At 42.3% G+C, this 20656-nt stretch carries 18 protein-coding genes; 5 read left to right on the forward strand and 13 right to left on the reverse strand.

The window, feature by feature from the left end:
* Positions 1-26: 26 nt before the first annotated feature.
* Positions 27-1499, reverse strand: a complete 1473-nt coding sequence (gene phrB, locus M1F03_RS01085) for a deoxyribodipyrimidine photo-lyase (RefSeq protein ID WP_251464891.1) — start codon at positions 1497-1499, stop codon at positions 27-29.
* 26 nt (positions 1500-1525) lie between these two features.
* On the reverse strand, positions 1526-3028 hold the full coding sequence (gene proP / locus M1F03_RS01090) for a glycine betaine/L-proline transporter ProP (protein ID WP_154622235.1): 1503 nt from the start codon (positions 3026-3028) through the stop codon (positions 1526-1528).
* A gap of 1234 nt (positions 3029-4262) precedes the next feature.
* Between proP and poxB the strand changes: the two genes are divergently transcribed.
* Positions 4263-5987, forward strand: a complete 1725-nt coding sequence (gene poxB / locus M1F03_RS01095) for a ubiquinone-dependent pyruvate dehydrogenase (RefSeq protein ID WP_154622234.1) — start codon at positions 4263-4265, stop codon at positions 5985-5987.
* Positions 5988-6063: 76 nt separating this feature from the next.
* Here poxB and M1F03_RS01100 read toward each other — a convergent pair whose 3' ends face one another.
* A complete protein-coding gene (locus tag M1F03_RS01100; protein WP_154622233.1) occupies positions 6064-6963 on the reverse strand; it encodes a DNA-3-methyladenine glycosylase family protein in 900 nt (299 codons plus the stop codon).
* A gap of 193 nt (positions 6964-7156) precedes the next feature.
* Between M1F03_RS01100 and M1F03_RS01105 the strand changes: the two genes are divergently transcribed.
* The 3 genes from M1F03_RS01105 to M1F03_RS01115 are packed head-to-tail and all read left to right on the forward strand — an operon-like array spanning position 7157 to position 8611.
* Positions 7157-7702: a DUF2569 domain-containing protein gene (locus M1F03_RS01105; RefSeq protein WP_154622232.1), complete on the forward strand. Its 546-nt coding sequence runs from the start codon at positions 7157-7159 to the stop codon at positions 7700-7702.
* A 38-nt stretch (positions 7703-7740) separates the two neighbouring features.
* Positions 7741-8103, forward strand: a complete 363-nt coding sequence (locus M1F03_RS01110; RefSeq protein WP_154622231.1) for a DUF488 domain-containing protein — start codon at positions 7741-7743, stop codon at positions 8101-8103.
* Between the two features lie 13 nt (positions 8104-8116).
* Positions 8117-8611 carry a DUF2569 domain-containing protein gene (locus tag M1F03_RS01115; RefSeq protein ID WP_163860520.1) on the forward strand — a complete coding sequence of 165 codons (495 nt, stop codon included), beginning with the start codon at positions 8117-8119 and terminating at the stop codon, positions 8609-8611.
* Positions 8612-8653: 42 nt separating this feature from the next.
* Here M1F03_RS01115 and M1F03_RS01120 read toward each other — a convergent pair whose 3' ends face one another.
* From M1F03_RS01120 to M1F03_RS01150, 7 genes are all read right to left on the reverse strand, one after another.
* On the reverse strand, positions 8654-10222 hold the full coding sequence (locus tag M1F03_RS01120) for an ATP-binding cassette domain-containing protein (RefSeq protein ID WP_196713899.1): 1569 nt from the start codon (positions 10220-10222) through the stop codon (positions 8654-8656).
* Positions 10223-10548: 326 nt separating this feature from the next.
* Entirely contained in the window at positions 10549-12063 is a 1515-nt protein-coding gene (gene glpD, locus M1F03_RS01125) for a glycerol-3-phosphate dehydrogenase (protein WP_154622228.1), read from the reverse strand.
* A gap of 460 nt (positions 12064-12523) precedes the next feature.
* Positions 12524-13282 carry a DeoR/GlpR family transcriptional regulator gene (locus M1F03_RS01130; RefSeq protein ID WP_163860523.1) on the reverse strand — a complete coding sequence of 253 codons (759 nt, stop codon included), beginning with the start codon at positions 13280-13282 and terminating at the stop codon, positions 12524-12526.
* A 26-nt stretch (positions 13283-13308) separates the two neighbouring features.
* The gene (gene glpG / locus M1F03_RS01135; protein ID WP_154622227.1) at positions 13309-14154 is read right to left on the reverse strand and encodes a rhomboid family intramembrane serine protease GlpG; all 846 of its coding nucleotides are present in this window, start codon (positions 14152-14154) and stop codon (positions 13309-13311) included.
* A gap of 16 nt (positions 14155-14170) precedes the next feature.
* The gene (gene glpE / locus M1F03_RS01140; protein WP_154622226.1) at positions 14171-14494 is read right to left on the reverse strand and encodes a thiosulfate sulfurtransferase GlpE; all 324 of its coding nucleotides are present in this window, start codon (positions 14492-14494) and stop codon (positions 14171-14173) included.
* 90 nt (positions 14495-14584) lie between these two features.
* Positions 14585-15163, reverse strand: coding sequence for a Fe-S biogenesis protein NfuA (nfuA, locus tag M1F03_RS01145; protein ID WP_154622225.1), 579 nt, complete (start codon positions 15161-15163; stop codon positions 14585-14587).
* 63 nt (positions 15164-15226) lie between these two features.
* Entirely contained in the window at positions 15227-15910 is a 684-nt protein-coding gene (locus M1F03_RS01150) for a phosphoribosyltransferase family protein (protein ID WP_154622224.1), read from the reverse strand.
* A 33-nt stretch (positions 15911-15943) separates the two neighbouring features.
* On the opposite strand from M1F03_RS01150, the gene bioH reads away from it, so the two are divergent.
* Positions 15944-16723: a pimeloyl-ACP methyl ester esterase BioH gene (gene bioH, locus M1F03_RS01155; RefSeq protein WP_154622223.1), complete on the forward strand. Its 780-nt coding sequence runs from the start codon at positions 15944-15946 to the stop codon at positions 16721-16723.
* Between the two features lie 50 nt (positions 16724-16773).
* On the opposite strand, the gene M1F03_RS01160 is transcribed toward bioH, so the two are convergent.
* From M1F03_RS01160 to feoB, 3 genes are all read right to left on the reverse strand, one after another.
* Positions 16774-17979, reverse strand: a complete 1206-nt coding sequence (locus tag M1F03_RS01160) for a hypothetical protein (RefSeq protein ID WP_318840057.1) — start codon at positions 17977-17979, stop codon at positions 16774-16776.
* 109 nt (positions 17980-18088) lie between these two features.
* Positions 18089-18322, reverse strand: a complete 234-nt coding sequence (locus M1F03_RS01165; protein WP_196713896.1) for a FeoC-like transcriptional regulator — start codon at positions 18320-18322, stop codon at positions 18089-18091.
* 10 nt (positions 18323-18332) lie between these two features.
* Positions 18333-20651: a Fe(2+) transporter permease subunit FeoB gene (feoB, locus tag M1F03_RS01170; protein ID WP_318840058.1), complete on the reverse strand. Its 2319-nt coding sequence runs from the start codon at positions 20649-20651 to the stop codon at positions 18333-18335.
* Positions 20652-20656 lie beyond the last annotated feature (5 nt).

Raw genomic sequence — 20656 nt, forward strand, 5'->3', positions numbered from 1 at the left:
TTATTAATTATTGAACAGTATAATCCTTAACTTAAATTATTACTTTGATCATTAATGGTTTTTATACTGTCATTTTTTCCTGCCTCGAAAGCCGCTAGAGTGGCTAAACGAGCCTGTTTGTGATCAACAATGGGGGCAGGATAGTCTAAGGTTAGGTTATTCGCCTCAGCCCACTCATGAGGAGTATGAATATATTTGTCCGGTACTGAACCTAATTCGGGTAACCACTGGCGAATAAATTCACCCTGAGGGTCAAATTTCTTTCCTTGTGTTGTCGGATTAAAGATACGGAACCATGGTTGCGCATCTGTCCCCGTGGACGCTGACCATTGCCAACCACCATTATTGGCGGCAAGCGTGCCATCAATCAGTTGTTGCATAAAGTATCGCTCACCAAGGCGCCAGTCTATGAGCAAATCTTTCACTAAAAAGCTAGCAGTGATCATTCTTAGGCGATTATGCATCCAACCGGTGGCGTTAAGCTGACGCATTGCGGCATCGACGATAGGATAGCCTGTTTGTCCATTTTGCCATGCATTTAGGTCCGTATTGTTCGTGTTCCACTGAATATATGTTGTCCACTCAATAAAAGGCTGGTGGCGGCACAAGCGGGGGAATGCGACCAATAAATGATGATAAAACTCACGCCATATCAGTTCATTGAGCCATGTAAATGCACCACTATCAGGTGAATCGAAAACATGCGGGTTTTCAGCAAGCAATCGATTTAAACATTGTCGTGGTGAGAGAACACCTATCGCTAAGTAAGGCGATAATTGGCTGGTTCCATCAATAGCAGGAATATCACGCTGTTGCTGATAGTGTTGGACCTTAGTACGGCAAAATTGCCGTAGTTGCTGCAATGCAGCAGCTTCTCCAGCCGGAAAATGGGGCGCAATATCCACCGCGTGATGCTCAAACAGGGGTTGTGATAGCGTCTGGAGCTTCAGTGCGTTATCTCTTGGCTTAGGGGCTGCCAAAGAGCGAAAATCCGCCGTTATCAACTGACTAATAAAGGCTCGGCGAAAAGGTGTGTATACCTGATACATTTCACCTTTTTGATTGGTGATTGATTGAGGTGGTAATAAGAGTGCGTCATCGAACGTGTGGACATGAAAAGGTAATGTTTGTTTTAACAACCATTCATCGCGCTTACGTTCGTTCAATTCATATTGACGGTTGAAATAGAGGTGATCGGCCTGTTGCTGTTGTGCAAACTCGACGACCCAGTGTGCTGCACTTGAAAAATCAGCGACTGTCTGACAAATCAAGGGGATGCCTAGCTTCGCCAGTGAGTCGCGTAGCGCAAGCAGATTTTGGTGTAAGAACGTGATTTGTCGGGAAGAAAGGTCATGTGCCCGCCATTGTTCCGGTGTTGCAGTAAACAAGGCGAGCACTTTAGCCTCGGGATCAGCACAAGCAGAAGACAGGGCTTTATTATCGGTGACTCTCAGATCATGACGAAACCAGACCAAATGACAAGCCTGTTTCTTGACCATCTTCTGCTCCTTTGCCTTACATAGACTTAGTCTAATTTAGGGTGCTGATTAATTAACGATTGGCGTTTTTTCTCAAGTTCTGCAATCTGTTGTTCAATATCTTCAACCTTCTGTTCAATATTGTCATAGTGCTCACTTAAGATTTCTTTTGCTTCAGCCTTATCTGATGCAGCCGGTGTCGCGCCTCTCAGTGGTTTATTTGCTGTTTCTGGCATTTTAATCCCAGTGTACAAGCCTATCAGCGCGATAACCATCAAATAAAAGGCTGGCATATACAGGTTGTTGGTGGATTCAACTAACCAAGCCGCGACGGTTGGTGTCGCACCGGCAATCAATACCGAGATATTAAATGCGATCGCGAGAGCACTGTAACGAATATGAGTTGGGAAAATGGCGGGTAAAATAGACGCCATCACGCCAGTAAAACAATTAAGTAAAACGGCTAAAATCAGTAAACCAACGAAGATCAAACCCACAGAACCGCTGTCAATCAGCATAAAGGCCGGATAGGCTAAAATAATCAGGCCTAAGCTTCCCGCAATCACAAATGGGCGACGACCTATTTTATCGCTGGTTAAGCCAATAATAGGCTGAACAAATAACATACCAATCATAATTGCAATAATGATAAGCACACCATGGTCAGCTGAATAATTCATGTTATGCGATAAGTAACTTGGCATATAGGTCAGCAACATATAGTAAGTCACGTTAGTTGCGATAACCAGCCCCACACAGATCATTAAGCTCTTCCAGTACTTTGTTACCACTTCACGGAAAGACACTTTTGGTGGGTTTTGAATATTGGCTTTATCTTGTTTTTCCAGTGTTTCAACATGTTGTTGGAATGCTGGCGTCTCTTCAAGCGCATGACGCAAATATAACCCAATGATACCCAGTGGCAATGCTAAGAAGAATGGAATTCTCCAGCCCCAATCATGAAAATTTTCTTCTCCGACAATGCTCGAAATCAGGACGACGACACCAGCCCCTAATACGAAGCCAGCAATAGAACCAAAGTCTAACCAACTTCCCATAAAGCCGCGTTTTCGGTCGGGTGAATATTCGGCAACAAAGATGGCTGCACCTGAATATTCTCCACCAACGGAGAAGCCTTGAGCGAGTTTCGCTAACAGCAGCAGAATAGGAGCCCAAATACCAATACTTTCATAGGATGGGATCAAACCAATCGCGAACGTACTGATCGACATAATAATAATGGTGATCGCCAAGACTTTTTGTCGGCCGTATTTATCACCTAAGATCCCGAAAACAATACCACCTAAAGGCCTAACGAGAAAAGGCACGGAAAACGTTGCCAATGCGGCAATCATCTGAACGCTCGGTGATGCGCCAGGGAAGAAAACTTGACCAAGTACATAAGCTAAGAAGCCATATACACCAAAATCAAACCACTCCATCGCATTACCCAGCGAAGCCGCTGTAATGGCTTTTTTCAATTTCCCATCATCAATGATAGTAATATCATTAATATTTAATGGTTTTTCTTTTTTCTTTCTGAATTTCATGGAACCATCCTCTTATCTGAATCTCGGAACATAAGGAACTGCATTCATGATGTGTGTGGCGTCCATATCTCTACAGCTAACTTGGGTAAGATAAACAGAGAGACTGTTATATTAGAATAGTCGTTATCTATAGAATGCATAAATATTTTATTAATCACCTGTAGAAATCATCAATATGAATAGCGTGTTATATCCGATTACTAAGACAATTAGGGGAAAATCACCGCTAATAATTGTGAAGAGACGAACGAAGAAGCGGAAAGAATAGCGAGTTATTTTGTTGTTGTGTATTTTTTAAATAAAGCAAAACATGTACCTTTAGGTAACCTTACATAGCGACTAATAATACAATAATATCGAATAAATGTAAAACGTTAGTCTTTTATGCTACTTTTTGTGGCGTTATTGACTTTTTAATCTCGCAATGAGTGCTTAATTAGGGATGATATTTATATTGTTGTTTTTTAAAGAAAAAATAAGTGTGAATTCGACTTTGTTATATACGGTTTTTCGCCTTCCATTTGCAGATAATAAAATCCTGATATAAGCCGACATCAATCATTCTGTGTTGAAAACAAAAGCCCGTTAAAATACCTTCAGGGTTATCTGATTATTTGGCAGGTTATTGCGTTGAATAATGAGCTGATAGGAAAATGGTATAAAGATAAAAAGCGTGACTAGCTGTTCTTTCTATTTGTGTCACAGTGAGTGGTCCTTTTGACCACCCTGAATGATTCAGCTTATATATTATCAGTCTGCTTATTCTACATTAAGTTGAATGAATATTGCTGGAATATTGCAGTATCATGACCATTGTGGCAATCGTCGATAATATTCATGTTTCAATAATTCCCAGCAAAATGAAAAGTGAAGGGGCATTTTATTTTTAGGATGACTAAGGGGCTGTTTTCAATTCGTGATGATAGCCAATAGGAACCTTATATAATCTTATTTCGATTTGTTGTTAAGTTATTGTTAATACGGTTTATTTTTGTTATTTCATCTTTTCGCTATATTTAATTTATTCTGTATCCAGACTCTTCTTTTGATATTAGTGGATGATTATCCTGTTCTTACTAGCGATGGGTTTTCGCTGGTATGAACAGCAGATTTAATTAGTTACACTAAGTTAAGTAAATATACATTGGTTTAATAATGATGAAGTGTCACAGCGAGCATGATTTTGACTTGTTGTGAGTGATTTTAACTTAATCTGACTTAAAAGAGTGCCATTATGAAAAAACAGACTGTTGCATCCTATGTCGCGAAGGTCCTAGAAAATGCAGGTGTTAAGCGTATTTGGGGCGTTACTGGTGATTCACTGAATGGTTTAAGTGATAGCTTACGCCGTCTTGGCACAATTGAATGGTTAGGCACTCGTCACGAAGAGGTTGCGGCATTTGCAGCGGGTGCTGAAGCACAAATGACTGGTAACCTTACAGTTTGTGCAGGTTCATGTGGACCCGGTAATATGCACCTGATTAATGGTTTGTATGATTGCCATCGTAACCGTGTACCTGTATTGGCAATTGCGGCACATATCCCATCAAGCGAAATTGGTAGCAACTATTTTCAGGAAACACACCCAACAGAGTTATTCCGTGAATGTAGCCACTACTGTGAGATGATCTCTAACCCTGAGCAGCTTCCCCAAGTGCTTGGCATTGCTATGCGTAAAGCAATTCTGGAAAAAGGTGTGTCTGTGATTGTATTGCCTGGTGATATCGCGCTACGTGACGCACCAGAAACCGCTAATGATACATGGTATCAGCCGCAGGCTCCGTTGATCATGCCACAAACGTCTGAAATAGCTAAATTAGCGGATGCACTGAATCAATCAGAAAATATTACACTATTCTGTGGTGCGGGATGTGCAGGGGCACACGATGAAGTGGTTAAACTCGCAGAAACATTAAAGGCACCTGTCGTACATGCCTTGCGAGGTAAAGAGCATATTGAGTGGGATAACCCATATAGCGTTGGGATGACAGGACTCATTGGCTTCTCATCGGGTTACCATGCGATGATGAATGCGGATACCGTTGTCTTACTCGGCACTCAATTTCCATACCGCGCATTCTACCCACAAGGGGCTAAAATTATTCAGATCGATATCAATGCGGGCAGCTTAGGCTCTCATTGCCATATTGATATGGGATTGATCGGTGATATTAAAGCGACTTTGACAGCCTTACAGCCGCATTTAACAGTGAAACAAGATCGCCACCATTTAGATAGCGCATTAAAACATTATCAAGAAGCTCGTAAAGGCCTTGATGATCTAGCGAAACCGGGGCATGAAGATGTGATTCATCCACAGTATTTGGCTAGTCGAATCAGTGCACTTGCAAATGATGATGCTGTATTCACGTGTGACGTCGGTACACCAACGGTTTGGGCTGCACGTTATTTAAAAATGAACGGTAAGCGCCGTTTAATTGGTTCGTTCAACCATGGCTCAATGGCGAATGCAATGCCACAGGCAATGGGGATCCAATCCGTCGATAAAACTCGTCAGGTCATTACAATGAGTGGTGACGGTGGCTTTAGTATGTTGATGGGGGATCTGTTATCGCTAGCGCAAATGAATTTACCGGTAAAAGTGATCGTTCTGAATAATAGTGTTTTGGGCTTTGTTGCGATGGAGATGAAAGTCGGTGGCTTCTTAACTGAAGGTACAGACCTCCATAATCCTAACTTTGCTGCTGTGGCTAACGCCGCCGGTATCAAAGGAATTCGTGTTGAGAAAAGCGAAGACGTGGATGCGGCATTGAAAGAAGCATTTGCACATGATGGCCCTGTTGTGGTCGATGTGGTGACTGCAAAACAAGAGCTCTCTATGCCACCAACCATTAATCTGCAAGAAGCTAAAGGCTTTAGTTTGTATATGCTGAAGGCGATTTTAAGCGGTCGTGGTGATGAAGTTGTTGAACTCGCGAAGACAAACTGGATACGTTAATGCATCTATCGCTTTGCTGTTAGATTGACCGTTTAAGCCAACCAACCTTAGCCGGTTGGTTGGTATTTATAGGCCATTAATATCCTGCCGCAGATTGGCTACGCCATAAGTGTGCTGCCACTAAAGCACGCCATGGAGTGAACTCCTCAAGCCATTTTTCAGTTTCTTTCGCTGTAGGTTGCGTTTCCATACCAAGTAGTGATTGCAAGTTGCGCCGAACAGCAACATCGCCATGCAACGAGCCATCAAGATAATTAAAACCACGTAACAAGGCATAACTTACCGTCCATGGGCCAATACCTTTTAGGCTAACCAGTTGGCTGGATAATTTTTGTACCTCTTCAGCGTTGATTGGTGATGTGAGGTCGATGTGATGATTTAAGAGCGCTGCACATAGGGCTCTGAGCGCCGTCAATTTACTGGCCGAAAGCCCTGTCTGCCGTAGTGTCAGATCATCGACCGCAGTCACTTGTTGTGCATCTGGAAAACACCAAATTCCAGATGAATGCCTAGACCCTGTGGCTTGAATAAAACGCCGGCGTATTGCGATTGCCGCAGTAACACTAATTTGCTGACCGATAATAGCCCAAATTAAAGCTTCAAATGGGCTAGTCGATTGATAGATGCGCAGGCCTTGTTGTTGTTGAATTAATTTACCAAGAATGGGATGAGATAAATATTGTGCTTCAAATTGTTCGACCGCTTGTTGTAATCCAAGCATGTGCTTGCCTACCTCAACCAATTTTTGTTCGCAAGGTTGCGTTTCCCCCTTATCTATTTCAAGACTCATCGTGGCTTGATTGCCATCAATAGCAATGAGCAGCTGAGCAGGGGAGCGATCCCACAGTATGCCTTTACGTAATAAGTTTCCCTCAACAATTTCTGCAATATTGTGTTGGTCCCGTAAATGGAAGGCAAAAAAATCATCTGCCCGAAAATGGGAAGGCAAACGTAGTTGGGTGGTTATTTTTTGCATCACATAGGCCTTATCGGTGTCATTTTTGTCATATGTAGGGAGGCAAGCTGCATTTATTATTCAAAACCATTTTGGCATTTTAAATTTGAATTTCAAAGGTGATCTCTTAGCAAAAAAGAGTTAGATTTAAATCAAATATGAGTTACGCTTCAGCTGCTTTTGTTGTCTATAAATGAAAAGCAAGGATGTGATGATGAATGAATTAGAAGAACGCTCTACACAACGCGATGATCATAAGGTATTGAGTCAAAATACGCCTAATTCGCCTTTAAACGATAACAGGGAACTTAAACCCGCGGGCTTTGGTGGGTGGTTGATATTACCAATGTTGGGGATCATTATTTCTCTTTTTTATCTCCCTTATACATTTTGGCGTTCATATGCGGCAACATTTGAATATTGGGGACTTTTAACGGATCCTCTTTCTCCTTCTTTTATGCCAATGTTCAAAGAGCTTATCTATTTTGAAGTACTGGGTAACATAATTGTTTATGGAACATTGTTATTTTTATGTTATCTCTTTTTTACTAAAAAGAAATTAACGATAAAAGTCATTATTTTCTTTTATGTCTTTTCTTTAGTCTTAGTCATTGCCGATGTTATTCTTGTGAAAGAGCTTCTTTCCGTTCCTGTCGATGACGATGACACCAGAAATATTATTCGTGCGATGAGTGCCTGCGCTATTTGGATCCCTTATTTTTTGAAATCTGTTAGGGTAAAAAATACCTTTGTGAATTAAATCATCAGTCAATATTAAAGTGACTAACGAGAGGGTGCATGATTGACTGTAAAAGAGTTTATGATGCTGTCTCACCAAGCGATGGTTATCGTGTGCTGATTGACCGATTATGGCCAAGAGGAATTAAAAAAACAGATTTGCAATATGATGAATGGAAAAAAGAAGTGGCTCCGTCTAATGAGCTGCGAAAGTGGTTTCATCAAAACACCGATCAGTTTGATAAATTCGTTGAAAGATATCAGCAGGAACTGAATGATAATCCATCGGCATGGATACCACTGGTCGAAAAAGCTCAGCAAGGTAATCTGACATTACTGTATAGTGCTAAAGATAAGCAGCATAATCAGGCACTGGTCTTAAAATCATATCTAGAAACAGCGCTAAGTCATAAAAAGAAATAAGGTTATTAATAAGATGGATGTAAATCAGCCGGCGACTTCAACGGCTCCTCAGAAAGCACCACTTCAGGGAATTGGTGGATGGCTTATTTTTCCTACGATAGGTTTGTTTTATATGCTGTATCAAACCATCATGATGATGCTGTTCGATATTAATCAAGTCAAATTAGCTTGGCATCTTGCGACTAATGTCAATTCTGATTTTTATGTCAGCGGATTTTCAACGGCCTTTTATTTGCTACAAATGAGTCATGGCATATTGATTGTCTTGTTGTTGTGGACTTTTATTGCCGCGTTAAAATGGCGGAAAAGTGCAAAGCTGCTTTTCATTATTTCTATGCTATTTTATATCGTAATGATTATTGCCTCGCGTTTTATCTTTCCTAGCGTTTTTGGTTTGGAAATTAAATATAGCTATATTATGAATGTGGCAAATAGCAGTTTTTATTGTTTGATTTGGATACCTTATTTTTTAGTGTCTGAAAGAGTTAAACAAACATTCATTAAGTAACCACAAGCTTATAGGCTGCCCGTTGGCAGCCTTACACGCTTATTAATCTGAGAGCACGAATTCATTTGTGATCCCACAGTTCTCGACAAAGGTGTCATCATGGGACACCAAAAATAAGGTTCCCTTGTAATCACTGAGCAATCCCTCTAATAAGTTCTTTGAATCTAAATCGAGATGGTTATCCGGTTCATCGAGTAGTAATACGGCTGGTGGAGTAGGGCTATGTGTTAGAGCCAATAGTGTTGTTTTTAGCTGTTCACCACCACTGAGATGCTTTATAGGTTGCAGTGATTTATCACCTCTGATCCTTAACATACCCAATTGCGTTCGCCATTGTTCAATGGTAAATGCAGGTTGATAATTATGCAGCGCTTCGGCGGCGGGTAAATCTTTATTCAATAAATTAAGATGTTGATCAAGATAGCAAAATGCAGGATTGATTCGATATTCACCTGATATGGCTCGCATTTCTCCTGATAATATTTTTAATAAGGTCGATTTCCCACTGCCGTTGCGTCCTTTAATGTGCCAATGTTCTCCCGTATAGGCCGTGAAGGAAAGTGGCGTGGTATGCCCATAAGGTAATTGCAATTGGGAAGCAAAAAGGGTGACTTTGCTGCCATCAGGTTGGTAATTTAGGGTCATCTTTTGTTGCTTGCTATGAATTTGTTTATCTTGGGTTTCCTGTAATTGCCCTTGCAAATCACTCATGACACGTTGGTGCCGTTCAGCGACATTGGATTGCCTTTTCTGTGCACGATTGGTTTTCATATCCAATAACAGCAGAGATTGGGAACCGCTATAACGAATTTTCTCACCTTGTTTACGACGCTGTTCCGCTTTTTGTATCGTGACGTGCTGTTGACGTTTTTCTTGGCGGATTTGGTGATCGAGTCGCTCTGTTTTGGCTTCAATCGCGGCCATGGCAAACTGTTTTTGCTGCTCATAAAGCGCAAAATCCCCCCCGTACTCATGTAGGCCTTTATCCGTTAATTCAAAGATGGTTTGCATCTGCCCCAGTAACGAGCGGCTATGGGTGATCACTAAAGACCCAGCCTTATGTTCAGCTAGCTTGTTGCTTAACCATTGACGCCCTTCATGATCAAGATGGTTATCGGGTTCATCTAAGAGTAAGAAATGATTTTTATGGAGGAAGGCACGACATAGCGCGAGGCGTGTGCGTTCACCACCACTAAGATGATTAATAGGCTCATCTACCATAATGGGTAATTTGGCCGAATCTAACAAGCTTTGCCACTCAGCGGGTAGGTGCCATTTATCGTCTAATAGCTCAAAATCTTCCATCGTCGCATTCCCTGTATCGACGCGTGTGAATGCATCGACTAATGCACTAACGCCTAAAGCATCCGCAATAGAATTCCCTTCAAGGCGAGTCAACTGCTCTACATGAATAAAAGGCATCATCCAATTGATATGACCTGTTGTGGGTATCATTTGTTGGGCAAGCAGGCGCATTAATACGGATTTTCCTTTGCCATTATTCCCAATGAGTGCATTTTGTTGGCACTGCAAGGTTCCGCTCAGAGGAGAAAACAGCGCATTTTGGTTAAATTCGATATTGAGTTGTGAGAAATGACAAGCAACCGTCATGTGTACCTCCTGAGTACAGGGGGCAGACAATACAACATAGTGCGTTCATTTCACGAAATGAGGGGCTGGACGATTATTGTCTGCCAAAATCAGAAAAAGTTATACCGTTAAGGTATCTGTAAGCATTTTCTGGCAGATCTCAAATCATCGTCGGGGAATACCTTTAGTGAGGTTGAAGGAAAGTAACGTCATTATTTAATCAGACTAAATAGCTTTAAGCAACTGATAAAATACAATGATATTCACGACATAAAAAAGAAAAAGCCGGTCAGCGATAAACTGACCGGCTTTGACTGCATTGCCAACGAGATTTTTACAATTGTTTCTTATGACGCAATTGTGACTGGTTGAGCCGCTTTCATTTGCTCTGCCAGCCATTGTGCGATGCGCTGTTTTTCACTTTCATTCAGCCACATGCCCAATTTGGTACGACGCCAGATGGCATCATCTAATTCAGTTACCCACTCATGCTCGACTAAGTAACGTAGTTCTGCTTCATACAGGTTATGGCCAAAGGCTTCACCTAGGTCAGTGAGTGAGTTTGCACCCTCTAAGATGAGTTTGCTTTGGCTGCCGTAAGTTCTCGCAAAACGTAGTGCAAGGCCTTCAGGTAACCAATCATAACGTTGACGGAGTAAGCGTGCGTAACCATCACGATCACAACCTTCAATGTCGCCACCAGGCAAGACACCATTTTTAGTCCATGCAGCACCTGCATTTGGATAATAAGGCGCCAGTTTCCCAACCGCTGCTTCTGCTAACTTACGGTAAGTTGTTAATTTACCACCAAAGACAGAGAGCAATGGCGCTTGACCATTTTCATCATGAATATCTAATGTGTAATCACGAGTAATGGCTTGTGGAGAGTCAGACTCATCGTCACATAATGGGCGAACGCCTGAGTAATCCCATACGATGTCATCTTTGCTTAACTGTTTTTTGAAGTGGTCATTATAGACTTTCAGTAGATAAGCGACTTCATTGTCATCAATACGCACATCTTTTGGATCCCCTTTATATTCGACATCGGTCGTACCGATAATGGAGAATTCATCCATCCAAGGGATCACGAAAACAATACGATTGTCTTCGTTTTGTAAAATATAGGCTTGAGGCTCGTCATGCGCACGTGGTACGACAATATGGCTACCTTTAATAAGGCGAATGCCATAAGGTGATTTCAGTTTCAAACCATCGTCAAAAAATTCTTTCACCCATGGGCCTGTCGCGTTAACTAAGCCTTTAGCTCGCCATGTTTCTTTTGTGCCAGTCAGAAGGTCTTCTGCCTCAACAACCCATAGGCCGTTTTCACGGTAGGCTTTAGTTACTTTTGTCCGCGTACGAACTTCACCTTTTTTACGTACCACTTCTTGAGCGTTTAGTACAACTAAACGCGCATCATCGACCCAGCAGTCAGAATATTCGAAACCTTTATTGAGTTCAGGTTTGAGCACTGAATTTTGACCAAACTTCAATCCTTTACTACCCGGTAAACTGGTACGTTTGCCTAAATGGTCATACAAGAACAAACCGATACGGATCATCCAAGCTGGACGTAGATGAGGTTGGTGCGGCAGACGGAAGCGCATTGGAAATGCGATATGTGGCGCAAGTTTTAATAATACTTCACGCTCAGCTAATGCTTCGCTGACGAGGCGGAATTCGTAATGCTCAAGATAACGTAAACCACCGTGGATCAGTTTTGAACTCGCAGATGATGTCGCACTGGCTAAGTCTTGAGCCTCAAGCAGCAATACAGATAGTCCACGGCCAGCGGCATCTGCCGCGATACCAGCGCCGTTGATACCGCCGCCGATTACAATCAAGTCTTTAGTTTCCATGCATCCCCCTGAGATGTTCGAAACAAGTTCTATAATGTTCGTTTTCGCTCATTTGATTGTAATCAAAATTGGCTAATATGCCAACTACTAACCAATAAAAAACAACAACTGCGTGATAAAGATAACAAAATAGTCTCATTAACCATAATAATAGTATGTTTATTTTTACAAAATGAACATGTTCGAGCATTAACGAAAGATCGTCATTGGGTGAGTAATCGTATGAGAGGCAAAGAATTAGTCGCTTGAAAGGCGACAGAGATTCCAAAAAGGTTCAGAGAGATGCAGACTGCTGACAAACCTATTATGTTTGGCGGCAAGTCGAATAGGTTTTGAAAATAAACGAGAAAATCAATTTATTGATTTTCGGCTGATAACACAAAGCGGGAAAAACTACGCTTTTATCCCACTTTGTCAACAACCTCAGATGGTCGCTTAAGCCACCATCTGGAGGCGTGATTTAGCACAGTTCTAGTTGTACATTGTGTTGCTCAATGACTTTTTGAATACTGTCGGGGGGGAGTTTATCGGTAAATAAGTAGTCGATAAGGTTCATGTTACCAAGGTTGACCATCGCATTACGGCCAAATTTTGAATGGTCTGTCACTAACATGACACAGCGTGAATTTTCAATAATGGCACGTTTAGTGCGCACCTCATGATAGTCAAACTCAAGTAATGAGCCATCCATATCAATTCCACTGATACCTAAGATGCCGTAATCCAGCCTAAATTGGGAAATAAAGTCTAGAGTCGCTTCACCTACAATACCACCATCTCGTGAACGCACCTCGCCGCCTGCTAAAATCAAACGAAAATCTTCTTTTGGCATGAGGAGTGTTGCGACATTCAAATTATTCGTCACGACTCGGAGGTTTTTATGATTCACTAACGCATGCGCAACTGCTTCTGGGGTTGTACCGATATCGATAAATAAGGTCGCACCGTCAGGTATCTGGCTCGCGACGCGTTGTGCAATTCGCGCTTTTTCATTTGACCACATAATCTTACGGTCATGGTAGGCCGTATTGACAGAGCTAGAAGGCAACGCGGCACCACCATGGTGGCGCTGGATTTTGTTTTGTTCAGCAAGGTCATTGAGGTCACGACGGATTGTCTGAGGGCTAACCTCGAAATGTTCGACAAGCTCCTCAGTGCTCACATAGCCCTGAAGGCGAACGAGTTCAATGATTGCATCATGTCTCTGGGTCTGTTTCACGGTGTTAGCCTCTAATTATATATGTTCTATCTGGAGCTCTGGTGTTTAAAAGTATGCCTATTATCCCATATTCCCATCAATAATCCGATAATTAACCCTGAGATATGTGAGGCATTGGCGATATCGTTACCTAGAACACCTAAGTTACCTAAAAAGAGCCAGACGATGACAAAAATCATTAATCCCCGAGGGGCACTTACTTCTTTTTCCGGTTGACGCTCACCCGTTAACCAAGCATAACTGATAAGAGCATAGACCACACCGGATAACCCACCAAAATTAGACTCACTGTACAGAGATTGCGCCCAATTACAGAATAGGGCAGAAACGAGAAAAATGGTGAGCAGTTTTCCAAAGCCTAATCGACGTTCAACCTGACTGGCCAAATACCACCATAAAACCAGATTAAAAACGAGTTGGGAAAGTGAAAACTGAACGAATACAGGGCTAAACCAGCGCCACAACTCAAATTGTTGATCTTCTCTTGGCCATGCAAAATAACGCAATACATCAAGGTGTTGAGTCATATCTAGCCAAAAATAGACCCCGATGCAGATGAGTATTACAGCGATGGTTAAAGGGCCTGATTGCGCTTTTAAGTTCGCGAGTGTCAGGGTATTGCGATATTTAAACCCTGCTTCTGTGGTGCCTGTTTCCCAACTTGCTGCGATATAACGTGGATTTGTCGGGTCTTGCAAAAAACGCTCGAGTTCATGTTGTACTTTCGCTAGGTGCTCTTCATCATTGAGCCAAAGTTCAACTTGTTGCTGTTCTGGGACTGTGTGTATTTTTAATGGAATATGTTGGCTTGCCATATAATCGACAAAAGCCTGAGCCATTCTGGGATTTTCGAATGAAACAACGTGGATCATGAATGGATGTTCTCGCTTAGAGAGCCGTGACGGCTTGTGGATATTCCCTTAACCAAGCTTCGAAACCACCGTTTATGCTATAAACGGATTCGAAACCAATATTAATCAGATACTGTGCAGCGCCTTGGCTACTATGACCGTGATAGCACATCACCATGATAGTTTGTTCATAATCAGTTTGTTCTAGGAAGGTGCTCAGTGTTTCATTGGTCAAATGATAGGCGCCACTCGCGTGACCCGCACGAAAACTTTGTGGATCACGAACGTCCACTAATATTGCGGAGCCATCAACCCAATGTTGGTATGCCTGTGCAGGCGTTAGCGTCTCAAATTGTTCCATAACATACCGGATAGTAAAGGTGATTTAATAATAAGAGACACCCGCAGTACAATACGGGTGTCGTAAAAACAGGTTAAATCGCGTGAACATTTAGTAGAATGAGTGTTCACCACGTTGGTGTTCAGTCAAGTCTTTCACACCTTTCAACTCACCTTCAAACATTTTCAGAAGTTCTTTTTCAATCCCTTCTTTTAAGGTGACATCGACCATAGAACAACCGTTGCAACCCCCACCAAACTGTAAAATAGCAAAGCCATCATCGGTAATTTCCATCAGTGATACGCGACCACCATGGCTAGCCAGTTGTGGGTTAATTTGTGATTGTAAAACGTACTCAACACGTTCGATAAGTGGTGCATCATCAGCCACTTTACGCATTTTTGCATTAGGTGCTTTAAGTGTGAGTTGTGAACCTAATTGGTCAGTCACGAAATCAATTTCAGCGTCTTCTAAGAATGGCGCACTGATTTCATCAACATAAGCCGATAAAAGCTCGAATTTCAGCTCTTGGTCTGTTGCTTCAACAGCGTCTGGTGGACAGTAGGAGACACCGCACTCAGCAGAAGGTGTACCCGGGTTAATGACAAATACGCGAATTTGGGTTCCAGGCTCTTGATTTTCCAGTAATTTGGCAAAATGAGCTTGTGCTGCTTCAGTAATATTAATCATAATCATTTGCTCAATAATAGTTGACCGCTTTAGTTGGTTATAATACGCCCATTTGCCCCCTTTCTACAAGGTGCGACACAGGGACCAAGCCTGTACTGTCTGTACACCCGCACAAATCAGCAATTGTGCAGCGGCTTGCATGGTGGCTCCTGTCGTTAATACATCATCTAAAATCGCGACTCGCTGACCTGTTATAGGCCTCGTCAGGGTAAATGCACCATTAAGATTACTGTAGCGGTATTTACGTTTTAATGTTATCTGAGTCAGTGTATCACGAGTGCGTAATAATGAATTTCTTGAATAGGTGATATTTAACCATTTGGATAAATATTCGCCAATAAAGGCAACATGGTCAAACCCACGAGACCACAGGCGTTTAGAGTGTGGTGGGATTGTCAGCAGTAAATCAGGTTTAGGCCAAAGTGATTGACGATAGCCATTTAGCCAATGTAAGGCATAGATCTTTGCAAGGGTAAAAGCCAGCTGAGGTTGTGGATGAAATTTATAACGATGGATTAACTTTCTCAACGGGGCTTGATATGGGCTTACCGTAATCAATGTATGCCAAGCGGGGGGATGCTTCAAACAGCGGCCACACATGATGCTGCCTTGTTCGGTAGGGAGTGCGCAACGATGGCAGCAATTAGGCATTGACGGCAAGTGCCTTATGCAAAATGAACAGATTCCTTGGTCAGCTAATTTTAATGGCTGTTGGCATAGCCAACAGGCACCTTGCATTGCTAGCATAGACATATTCCTGTGAAAAAAGAGAGTGTAACCATGACACAACTGTATTGGGAGACAATTGGGGAAGGTTCTCAAGATCTTGTGCTGCTGCACGGATGGGGGTTGAATGCTGAGGTATGGCGTTCAATTATTCCGCGAATCGCCCCGCATTTTCGTTTACATCTGGTTGATATGCCGGGTTATGGCCGTAGCCAAGGTTTTGAGGCGATGGATCTACAAACAATGGCCAATACGCTGTGGCAAAATGCCCCCGAAGGCGCTATTTGGCTGGGTTGGTCTCTCGGCGGGCTAGTTGCTAGTCGTATCGCACTTGACCATCCATTCCAGATAAAAGGGTTAATCACTGTCGCTTCATCTCCCTGCTTTCAAGCTCATGCGAGTGATTGGCCGGGAATAAGATCCGAAGTATTAGTTGGGTTTGAACATCAATTAGCAACAGATTTTCAGCGCACAGTCGAACGTTTTCTGGCATTACAAACATTAGGAACAGAGAGTGCTCGTAATGATGCTAGGTTACTTAAAGCCATTGTTACCGATCAGCCTGTGCCTAAAGTAGAGACCCTCAATGCCGGATTGGAAATGTTGCGCGTTGTCGATTTACGCGATGAGTTAAAACAGCTCACAGTTCCGTTTTTACGCCTTTATGGTTATCTCGATGGACTCGTGCCACGCAAGGTAGCTGCCTTATTGGATGATAGGTATCCCAACTCTCCTTCCGTAGTGATGCGTCACAGTGCGCATGCGCCATTTATCTCCCATCCAGATGAGTTTTGTGAATACTTACTCGATTTTTTGGCGCGTTTAGAAGGATAAAGCCGTAGGAGCAGTGGTCAAAAGACCACTGACTAGCGATAACAAATAGGTTATGAACTAAAAAGACTGTCATAAGAGGGCAGTGGTGCAGGCGTATGGGAGGCGTTTGACTCCCTCATCACTAACTCGCTTGGGGGAGCCGATGGTTCAAAGGGGAATGGAGGAGCAGAAGGTTCAAAAGCGGTTGCATGCCGATTGAACGATTGCGGTTGGTTGACCGATGGACGAATGTGATAAAACTTTTTGTATTTCAATGTGTCAATTGAAAGGCCATGTTGATGGCTATAGGTTTTGGCTTTCGTGATTAGGCTATTCAAAAAGGTATCTAAGTTATTGAAGGTCTTGATGCCCACATTAGGGTCAAAGAGTGTAAAAAGGGGGGTATCCTTTTTAGGATCCTTACGAATATAACCCGCTAAGGTATCTTCACCGATAAAAATTTGTATCCCTGTTTCTTTACGGCTGGTTTTGGCAAGCTGGGCGTCTTCACGTAGCATATTCTTAATGTCTACGGGAGCGCTGATTTGAAATAAATAGGTTAACGTTGTCTTGCTTTCTGCGTTTAAACCATTTTCTTTCATCGATTGATCATACTGTTTTAATTTAGGGCAGCGCATTTGCTCTGCGGCGATATTAAGACAGGCTTGTATTAACGCATCATTAGGCTTTCGAACCAATTCTGCAAGATTACCGACAACACTATTTTCCAGTTTTTCAAAGAAAATGTGGCTTAAAGAGGGGGGTAATTTATTAACGTTGTGCAGCACTTTAAATTTTAGTGCTACGAAATATTGATATGCTAATTGATGAACTCTGTCATTATACTTTTCAAAATGTTGGTGTTGCACGAATGGATTATGCGGGTTACTCGCATCCGCTCTTTTATGTTTTATGAGTGACTGTTCGGGGGTTAACGCTTTACCCTCAATCTTAGCGGAACAGGAATAGTACTCTTGATAGCGTTTTATTTTATCTAATGGTTTCTGAGTATCGAGTATTTTTTGGATACTTGCGGTCATTAACTCATGAGAAATAGCCGTTTTACTTTGTGACCTACCATCAGATTTAAGATAATTTTGAGCATGAGATAATAAGTTAATATAACTATTCCCTTTATTTTTGACTGAGGTGATCAGGAAGTAAGCGGTAAGTCCTTTACTTAAGTTATATTGTGCTTCTGGTGGGATCGTTTGGTTCTGTTGGCGAAAGTAGTTTTCGGTGTGATTTACAAATAATTGTTTATCAAAGTGTGGCATAAATACATCCTCTTTTTCATTGAATGAGATGATGTATTTTAGTGATCAGCTTGATGAAAACTTTAAAAAAGAGACAATGCCAAAATATTATTGCTCTCTCAATAATCCGTTATTTGATTTTATAGATAGGGTGTGAACAGGCGGTACTTTCGGGGCAACCTTTACAACTTGTGCTGGTTAAACAAGCACTAACATCCACTTTTTCTAATTTTCCCATCGCGACTAACTTTTCCAACATGGCTTGCACCATAGGTTGAGGCGCATGGGAGTGTTTACAGAGTAAGTCAATGTCAGCTTGCCCATACAGTGCAATTAAGTCTCTGATTTGTAACAAGCTGACCATGATTAACCCCTTAGTGACACGTTTTGCCTGAGCAATCGGAACATGATTTAGCGGTAGCACTGGCTAAATTCAGAGTGACTCGACTGCGCGCTCGGCGTAATAAGGCAAAGAGCACCATATTAAATATAATGACTGTAACAATGGTTATTAAGCTACTTTGTGGATGCAGGCTGAATGTCGCGGTTTGGTAAAATAGAGCCGCTAAACTGTAAGCGACATTGAGTCCCCATAAAATCGAGAAGCTCATCCAACTTTTATTGGTTTCTCGCGCAATGGCTCCCATAACCGAAACACACGGGACATACAGCAACACAAAGATGAGGTAGCTGTATGCCGCGATGTCAGAACCAAATTTAGCCGCCATGGTTCCCATCGAACCGGATTCCATTTCGCCATCACCTTTACTGGCTTCGATAGGATTTGAAAGGGCACTTAGGGTAAAGGTCTCTTTCAAGCTATCCCATGTTTCGACTACTGCATCTTCAAGTTCTGCTAGCAAATCAAATGACTCAGCATCGAAAGGTTCTGCCGTAATACTTTCCGCGGTATACAGGGTGTTTAAGGTCCCCACAACGACCTCTTTTGCCATTGCCCCCGTAATTAAGCCCACTGTGGCTTGCCAGTTATCTGTGTGCACCCCAATCGGTTGTAAAACAGGCGTGATCACTTTACTGACGGAAGCTAAAGCAGAGTCATTAATATTATCAACGGGTTTGCCGGATAAAGAGAAACTATTCAAGGCACCAATAAACATACTGGCGATAACGATCACTTTACCTGCACGAACCACAAACCCTTTTAAGCGCTGCCATGTTTGGATCAATAAGGTTTTAAGGTGTGGAACATGATAAACCGGTAGTTCCATGACAAAGGGGGAAGCTTCACCACGCATGAGTGTATGTTTGAGCAGGAGGCCCGTTAAGATAGCCACCACGATCCCCAAAATGTAGAGTGAAAAAACAATACTCGCCCCATTTTTACCAAAGAATGCCGCCGCAAATACGGCAAAAATTGCCAAACGTGCACCACAGGACATAAACGGTGCCATGAGCACGGTAATTAAACGTTCACGTGGTGCATCCAGTGTACGCGCCCCCATAATAGAAGGAACGTTACAACCAAAGCCAACAATCAGTGGTACGAAGGATTTACCGGGTAGGCCTAACGCTTGCATTAACCTGTCCATCACAAATGCGGCGCGAGCCATATAGCCTGAATCTTCTAAGACCGATAAAAATAGGTACATCATACCGATTTGCGGTACGAGTGGGAGAACGGTATTAATACCTCCACCAATCCCTTGGGCGAGGAATACTGTTAGCCAATCAGGGAAACTAAAATAATCACCAATCCATTGTATGCCATGAATAAAAATGGCTTCTGAAGCCCCTTCAAAGAACGGTTGTAGTGCACCGCCAATATTAATGGCCAGAACAAACATCAGATACATGACAAATAGGAAAATCGGCACCCCAAGCCAACGATTTAAAATAATTTTATCCAGTGACTGAGTTAATTGATTAGGTTCAGCAGCACTATTGTTTATCGCTTTTTCACAGATAGCGGCGATGGATTGATAACGCGCATCCGCTATGAGCAGTTCAGGTTCTTCATTTAAGCTATTTTTTAAGTTTTGCTGAGTAGCATGTAGTTGTGCTTCTGTAATATTTGCACGTTGGCGACTATAAATATCACCTTCAAGAATTTGCAACGCCAGCCAACGACGCTGCTGTTGACTGAATTGTTGTGCTGAAATTTGTTCTGATAATGTATCGACCGCTTGTAATAGCGCCGCGGGATACTCAACCAAGGCTGTCATGTTATTTTGTGGGTGATTATCAATAGCTTGTTTGAGCTTATCAATGCCCGTTGCTCGAGTTGAAACTAAAGGAATAACAGGGCAGCCTAATTGTTGCTGTAATTTTTCCACATCGATTTCAATATGTTGGCTTTGCGCGATGTCCAGCATATTCAGCGCCACAATACAGGGCACGCCTAATTCAACTAATTGTAATGTCAGATAGAGATTACGCTCTAAATTAGAGGCATCTACGACGTTGATGAGCATATCGGCTTCACCGCTGAGGATAAAATAGCACGCGATTTGCTCATCCAGCGATGTTTGCTCAGAAATCGTTGTTAAAGAGTAAGTCCCCGGTAGGTCGACTAACTCAATATGATGTTGCGTTGTATTAAAGTGCCCAACCTTTCTTTCGACAGTCACCCCTGCCCAGTTACCAACACGTTGGCGAGACCCTGTTAATTGGTTAAACAGTGTGGTCTTACCTGCGTTTGGATTGCCAATTAGACCGATAGTTAATGGTTTCATAGTGT

Source organism: Providencia sp. PROV080 (genome assembly GCF_033688105.1).
GTDB lineage: Bacteria > Pseudomonadota > Gammaproteobacteria > Enterobacterales > Enterobacteriaceae > Providencia > Providencia zhejiangensis.